Origin of the sequence: Pseudomonas sp. Sample_24, assembly GCF_004307605.1 — a bacterium.
Lineage (GTDB): Bacteria > Pseudomonadota > Gammaproteobacteria > Pseudomonadales > Pseudomonadaceae > Aquipseudomonas.
This window is the reverse complement of record NZ_RCNW01000539.1, coordinates 17,659-24,252: the sequence shown is the minus strand read 5'-3', so window position 1 is coordinate 24,252 and position 6,594 is coordinate 17,659. Positions and strand designations below refer to the sequence as shown.

Genomic DNA, 6,594 nt, shown 5'->3' with positions numbered 1-6,594 from the left:
CGGCGGCGGGAATGGTGGTGGTCACAGCGGTGGTCGCAGCGGTTCCGACCACGGCGGCAGCTCCGCCAGCAGCGGTCATGGCAAGGGTCTGGCCAGCGATCATGCCGGTAAAGCCACCCGCAATCACGGGGTGAGCGGTAACCATTATGGCGGTGAGCGCAATGACGACAACGGTCATGGCACCGCGACTTCAGGCATTGCCAGTTCGAAAGACACCCGTGGCATCAGCAAAGCCCGGGCCGTCTCGACGACTACACCGGGTGATCACAACACCAAGGGACTGACCAATGCCGGTCCGTCGGGGTCGAAAAAAACCCATTGAGTCGTGGTTGAGGCAATCCGCTTGAGCCCTAAAGAAAACCCGCAGTGATGCGGGTTTTTTTCGCCTGGCGTTTCGGCGCTGTTTCTTGCGCACCTTGGGTGCGCGTCGTTCATGCGAACCCGTTCCTCATCACAAAGTGATAACGCTTAAGTGTATGGCCGATCCGAAAGCTAACGTTCGTCGGATGTCAGGTTGCTATCACTGCATTCGCCTGCTCATTCCGGCACGGCTGCTAAGCTTCGTCGTTGCAGCGTCCGAGCCTGTTCTCGGCTGACGTTGCGTGTGTACCCACGGAGTACGATTTCTATTCCTGTCGGCAACCTGCACGGAGGCAGGCGATGGTGATCAAGAGCATGGTCGAATCGAGTGCGGACGGGCTTCCCGAACCGCTTGATCGAGAAGAAATGGAGCGGGTGCTGGCGTCGTTGCTGGCCAGTCCGTTATTTGCCAAATCGCGGCGCATGGGCAGTTTGTTGCGCTTTCTGGTCGAGCATGACCTGCAATCTTCCAACACCCAGCTCACCGAGTACGCCATTGGCATCGCGGTGTTTCGTCGTGATCCGGCCGTCTATTGCACGGGTGACGATCCGGTGGTGCGGGTGCAGGTCGGCCGGTTGCGGCGCAAGCTCGCCGCGCATTACGCCACCAGCGGCCAGCAAGAGCCGGTACGGCTGAGCATTCCCCCGGGTTGTTATCGCTTGGTGTATCAGCGTTTTCGGCATAAACACATCGGCACGCGCCACCCGGTGTTGCAGATCCAGCCGTTCACCTGCATTACCCGCGACGGCGACGATTTTGCCCGAGGGCTGTGTGAGGAGTTGAGCTGCCGCTTGTTTGAGTCATTCGAACAAACCCAAACAGGCACCAACCATGTATTGCTGAAAGTGCCGCGCAACAGCGTCAAAGCTGCCGCGATGGGGCGCGGTGGACGCTACTGCTATTGCCTGGAGGGCAGCGTGCGGGTCGAGCCGGCACGGGTGCGGGCGTCGTTGCGGCTGGTGGATGTAGCGCAGGGGCGGATTCGATGGTCGGCACAGTTCGACCGCAACCAGCCCTATGGCATCGCCACCCAGGAAGCGTTGGCCGAGTCGATCTGCCTGTCGTTGACGGGCTACTTTGCCAACGGCGCGATCGACGAGTAAAAGGGGCGACCCTGAGGCCGCCCCGTTACAGGGGTTACACGGTTTTCCATTGACCGCCTTCGTAAAGGCGACCTGCGGTGTTATCGAACGTCAGGTCGATTTCGATCGCCTTGGAGCGTGAGGTACTGAACATGGTGCTGGTCTGCACGTTCTGTTCGAACCACACGAGGATGGTTTCGACGGGGGTCAACACCGTGTTGCCGGTGACCACCTGATCGACGGCCACATAGATCGGCGTACTGACCTGTTTGCCATCGATGCCGGTGGACAATTGGTTGATGCCTGGATGAATCGGTGCGTAGTTGTTCACGAAGGTCATGGAGATGTCCGGCCCCCCCGTTACCGCCGGGCTCAACAGGCCGTGTTCATCGAGTGTCGAAGTCTGCCCCAATCCTATGTTGACGATATTGGTCGAGACTTTGACCTGAACGTTTTCCTTGAACACGTTGGAAGCGAACAGCTGATATTGCGGAGTCCAGCTGAACTCGTTGTTGCTCAGGTATGCGTCATACGACTGCCAGACCACGTTGTAGTCTGCTGTGCCGACTTTCTTGGCAAAGCACAGCTTGTAGCCAGATTTTTTCAGCAGGGTCAGATCGCCGGCGGCGATCTCGATGGTGACGACTTTATGCGTTGCCGCCAGGGCCGATCTCAGTACCCGGTTATAGTCTGACGTCTTCAGTTGCGTTGCGCCCATGATCGATTTGACGGCTTCTTGCACATCATTGTGAAGCTGCTGGCTTTGTTGGCTGACAGCAATTGATTTGCTCATGGTTCCCTCTTCCTTGGTGGTGTGTTGGGCAATCAATGGGGCGGCGGAGAGTGATCCCGGTCGGTCCATTGAGGGCTTCACTCTAGGTTCATGGGGCAGGGGAGCGAAGTATCTTGGCGTTACAGGCGGGTAACCGCGTTGTATCAAATGCAAGCAACGACGAGGCGACCCAGAGGCCGCCCCGCCCTGGTTTCAAGCGGCCTGCGCGTCGGCCCAGACGAAATTCCAGCTGGTACGTTTGCCCTTGGCGACCTCGATCAGCTTGTTCTCATACACGGTGTGATTGACCACGCCGGTGTAAGTCAAGGTACGGGCAGCATTGGTGCCGCTGCACTCGCCCGGTGTTCCGCCAGCCTCGACCATGGCTTTTTTCATGTCGGCTTCCGACGGGGCACTGCTCTGGTTTTTTTCCACTTTCACAAAACTCATGATTTCACCTCTTCCGTGATGGGGGATCGGCGCAGGGCAAGGCCGACAGGCTGTCAACCCTGAAAACTCACCGAAGGCCATACTCTATTGGCCTGCCTCGCGGCGCAGAAGTGACAACTACGTCGCTGAGGTAACACGCGGGAAACAGTAGAAGGCGCTGAGGTATCCGCGATGTATCACTCGCGGCAATTCATCAAGGTACGAGATGCCTCGCGTTCTGCGGACGATTGGGCGCGTGCGCTCATAGCGACCATTCATTTGCTCGATACTCATCATTAAGCAATGCAAGTTCTGTTTTTCTGTCATCAGAGGAGGATAGGGTCATATCGATCTCGCCTTTGAAGGAATCAGCGCGATGAGAATGTCGACCTTGCTGGCTTTTATCGCCGTATTAAGCGGTGGCTTTGCTGTTGCCGATCCGGCCGTTGCGGCTGACCCGTCCTGCCACTTCCTGCCCATTGCCGACAGTGCTGCCAGTTTGCGACAGGCGAAGACCGTGGCGGTGCTCTATAGCGAAAACACCCTTAACACCCAGCAATACCTCGAGCGCTACCACGCGGTGGCAGTGAACGGTGCGAAGAATCCCCAACTGGATTCGCGGATCAGCCAGGCGTTTGTTGACAGCTCCGATCCGCAACGGGCGATCAATTGGTTGATGGCATCGTTGCAGAAAGAGTTCGCGTCGGTAACGGTCTACGACAGCCTGGATGCGGCGGTACAGGCCCATCCGGATGTGGTAGTGATGCTCGACACTTACAGCCGCCTGGTCTCCAAGCGCAACAGCCAGGTTGAGGCGCGATTCATGGCCAAATTCTACGATGCGAACTTGCAGTACATCGGCCAGGCTGAAGGTTCGCGTGCTCAACAAATGCCTTCGGTGTGGGTGCATGGCAAGGCCGCGCCGCAGATTGCCGCGCAGATTGGTCAGCAGACCGAACTACAAGTGAATGCGTTGAAGCAGTTCGATGCAGCGTTGAAGGCGCTGGTGAACACAGGCGCTGCGGGGCATGTCGCGAGTAATTGATGCACGTGCAGCAGAGCCAGGCTGCAGTAGACGCAGTGTAGATAGCGTTTGCGTCAGGTAAGTTTGGAAGTGCGAAAGCTCAACCGACGACTGGTGAAATAAATGCTTGAGCGGTAGCCGGTCATGCCGCTTGTCGAATCTGAAAAATCTTTGAATAAACTTTCTCCTGTCCATCACCTTCAGATGACTGTGGACGCCGCATTCAGTGAATCACCGAATGAGTATCGGCGCCTTTTTGGCCTGAGGAGTTTGGTCATGTGCCTGCGTAACAAAGGCATCATGATGTTTCTTGATGCCGCATTGGGTTGAACGCGACCGCACTAACCGATCAGAGTGAGTCTATCGTGCCGAAAATTTTTACCTCCTACATCGACGAAACCGAATTGAGCGAGCACAACGCAAAGATGTTCGGATCGCCCAAGGAGCGGTTGGATTTCTACCGAAGGGAGATTCAATACGAAACCAGTATTCTGGCCAATCGAACAGACGCTTACTTGGCCGCTCAGTCATTTTTGGTGATTGCCTTTGCGTCCTGCATGGCCAATCTGAACCCCGAGTGGGGGAAACTGTTTACGTTGGTGGTACCACCGTTTCTGGCGCTGTTTGGGGTACTCAGCTCACTGAACGCCTGGCCCGGCATACGAGCGGCCTATGACATCATCGATCATTGGTATTTCAAACAGAGTGAGCTGCTTCGCAGTGAACCACTAATGGGATTGGCCTATGACGAATCGCCTTTGTTTTCCGAACGAGAGTCCACCCATAAGGGCTACCGCAAAGCCTTGCTGTTTTCGGTTCGTACGCCATGGATTTTTACGACGTTCTGGATAGTGCTGGGGGCCTGGTCGATCTTCATTCAAGTGACAAACCCAGGCGCGTGAGATGAGTGATTCTGCTCAATGTTGTGTGTGGAAAGGGTATGCAGGGAAAGTATGCCAAGGGGCAAAACGATGAGAACGCACACATTAACCGTCGACGATCTGCAGCTGAACGTTTCAATCCGAGGTCAAGGCTCGCCGCTGCTCTTGCTCAACGGCCTGGGTGGTCTGATCCGCACTTTCGATCCTCTGCGCGAACAATTGGCAGACTACAAGACCATCACGCTGGACGTGCCAGGGGTCGGCAAATCGCAAATGCCCCGCTGGCCACTGCGTCTGCCGCGCCATGCCGACTTGATCGCCGGGATGCTCAGGCAATTGGGAGTCGACCAGATCGACGTGTTCGGCGTGAGTTGGGGCGGTGCATTGGCGCAAGAATTCGCCCTGCGGTACCCGAGCATGGTGCGCCGTCTGATCCTCGCAGCTACCTCGGCCGGCCCGGCGATGCTGGTGAAGCCCGCCGATGTCCTGGATTTCTTTGGCAGGAGCAAAAGCGCCAATCTGCGCAAACAGGAACGCTCGCGCCATTCGATTCAGACGCTGCTGCGCTTCGGTGTGGTGAACGGCATGCTCACGGCCAACCCGGGAACCTATTACCATCAGCTTACAGCGCTGGTCGGTTGGACAAGCCTGCTGCGGTTATTCCGTCTGCGCCAGCGCACACTGATCCTCACTGGCGAGCGCGACACTCTGGTGCGACTGTACAACGCGCATATCCTGCGCCGCACCATACGCCGTGCCGAGCTGCACGTCTTGAAGGGCGAGGGGCATTTTTTTGTGGTAACCAGCGCCAGGCGAACCGCCGAAGCGATACGCGAGTTCCTCTGCCAGCAGCACGCCGATGAAGAATCAATGGGCCGGCGAATCGGCTTGGCCGATGCGACAAGTTGCGACTAGGAAGCAGATACTCCCTGCACATTCATGTTTATTTTTCCCAGGAGCAGACCCACGGTTTCGCAAGGGGTTCGATGACTGTTCAGGTATGTACCAGTGCGATGGTAAACGAGACCACGATCATGCAGGCAAATGCGAAATTCAGATTCATGAAGTGTTCATCCGGAATAGGAGAGATGGACGCCATTTTGGACAGGCCACCGCTGAATAAAAAATTCGGCTTCATGATTTGAAAGATCGAAACAAATGATACCTGGTGCGAGGGTTTGTGTTTGTCGGGCGGTTTGGCTAATCTCGCTAAACCCGCAGATTAACGCGCAAACAGGCACAAGCATGCAGGATCACTCCGCAACCGAACTCCCACATCTGCGTCGGCAGAAAATCCTCTTGATCCTCGAGCGCGACGGCAAAGTCATGGCGTCGGGGCTGAGCCAGCATTTCGCCGTGTCCGAAGACACTATTCGCCGCGATCTGTCGGAGCTTGCCGCGGCCGGACTGGTGCAGCGAGTCCACGGCGGGGCGTTGCCGCGGCCCAAAGACACTGGCAAGGATTACTTCACCCGGATCAGCGAGACCGACGAGGTGAAAACCCGTCTTGCGCAACTGGCGGCAGAGCGGGTTGAAGACGGCCAGACCGTGATGTTCGACTCCGGCACCACCACATTGCAGATCGCGCGTTCGTTGCCGTTGGACATTCGCATCACGGCAGTCACTGCGTCGCCCATGACAGCGATAACGCTGTCGGAGTACAAGGGCGTCAAAGTGATTTTGGCCGGTGGCCAGCTTAATCCGGCGACGCTGTCGGCCAGCGGGCATGAAACCTTGCGTCTACTTGAAGGGATCAAAGCCGATTTGCTGTTCACCGGGGTATGCGCGATTCACCCGGAAGTGGGCATCAGCTCGCTGCATTTTGATGAAGTGCCGGTGAAACAGGCGATGCTCGACAGTGCGTCCCATGTGATTGCGGTCACCACGGCGGACAAGCTTGGCGCGGTGGAACCGTTCGTGGTTGCGCCGTGTTCGCGTTTGCACACGTTGATTACCGAGTGGCATGTGGCCTCGGGGAATATCGAGGATTACCGCGGGTTGGGGATTGAGGTGGTGCAAGCTGTGTGACTGCCGGTAGAGGTGCG

8 protein-coding genes and 1 pseudogene are annotated in these 6,594 nt (G+C 57.0%); 7 read left to right on the top strand and 2 right to left on the bottom strand.

Going from position 1 to position 6,594, the window contains the following annotated elements:
• Together D8V06_RS30265 and D8V06_RS30260 are read left to right on the top strand one after the other, a co-directional pair.
• Positions 1-322, top strand: a pseudogene (locus tag D8V06_RS30265) (hypothetical protein); the annotation flags it as partial.
• Between the two features lie 338 nt (positions 323-660).
• Positions 661-1,464: a hypothetical protein gene (locus D8V06_RS30260; protein ID WP_056853458.1), complete on the top strand. Its 804-nt coding sequence runs from the start codon at positions 661-663 to the stop codon at positions 1,462-1,464.
• A 34-nt stretch (positions 1,465-1,498) separates the two neighbouring features.
• Here the strand turns inward: D8V06_RS30260 and D8V06_RS30255 are convergent, their stop codons facing one another.
• Together D8V06_RS30255 and D8V06_RS30250 are read right to left on the bottom strand one after the other, a co-directional pair.
• Positions 1,499-2,236 carry a hypothetical protein gene (locus D8V06_RS30255; protein ID WP_130932416.1) on the bottom strand — a complete coding sequence of 246 codons (738 nt, stop codon included), beginning with the start codon at positions 2,234-2,236 and terminating at the stop codon, positions 1,499-1,501.
• Between the two features lie 192 nt (positions 2,237-2,428).
• Entirely contained in the window at positions 2,429-2,665 is a 237-nt protein-coding gene (locus tag D8V06_RS30250; protein ID WP_056853460.1) for a hypothetical protein, read from the bottom strand.
• 355 nt (positions 2,666-3,020) lie between these two features.
• On the opposite strand from D8V06_RS30250, the gene D8V06_RS30245 reads away from it, so the two are divergent.
• The 5 genes from D8V06_RS30245 to D8V06_RS30225 all read left to right on the top strand — a co-directional run bounded on the left by D8V06_RS30245 (position 3,021) and on the right by D8V06_RS30225 (position 6,577).
• The gene (locus D8V06_RS30245) at positions 3,021-3,689 is read left to right on the top strand and encodes a hypothetical protein (protein WP_056853461.1); all 669 of its coding nucleotides are present in this window, start codon (positions 3,021-3,023) and stop codon (positions 3,687-3,689) included.
• A 123-nt stretch (positions 3,690-3,812) separates the two neighbouring features.
• Entirely contained in the window at positions 3,813-3,998 is a 186-nt protein-coding gene (locus D8V06_RS30240; RefSeq protein WP_130932415.1) for a hypothetical protein, read from the top strand.
• 95 nt (positions 3,999-4,093) lie between these two features.
• Complete coding sequence (locus tag D8V06_RS30235; protein ID WP_130904781.1) at positions 4,094-4,570, top strand: hypothetical protein; 477 nt, start codon at positions 4,094-4,096, stop codon at positions 4,568-4,570.
• A 69-nt stretch (positions 4,571-4,639) separates the two neighbouring features.
• Complete coding sequence (locus D8V06_RS30230) at positions 4,640-5,464, top strand: alpha/beta hydrolase (RefSeq protein ID WP_130932414.1); 825 nt, start codon at positions 4,640-4,642, stop codon at positions 5,462-5,464.
• Between the two features lie 330 nt (positions 5,465-5,794).
• Positions 5,795-6,577, top strand: a complete 783-nt coding sequence (locus D8V06_RS30225) for a DeoR/GlpR family DNA-binding transcription regulator (protein WP_130932413.1) — start codon at positions 5,795-5,797, stop codon at positions 6,575-6,577.
• Positions 6,578-6,594 lie beyond the last annotated feature (17 nt).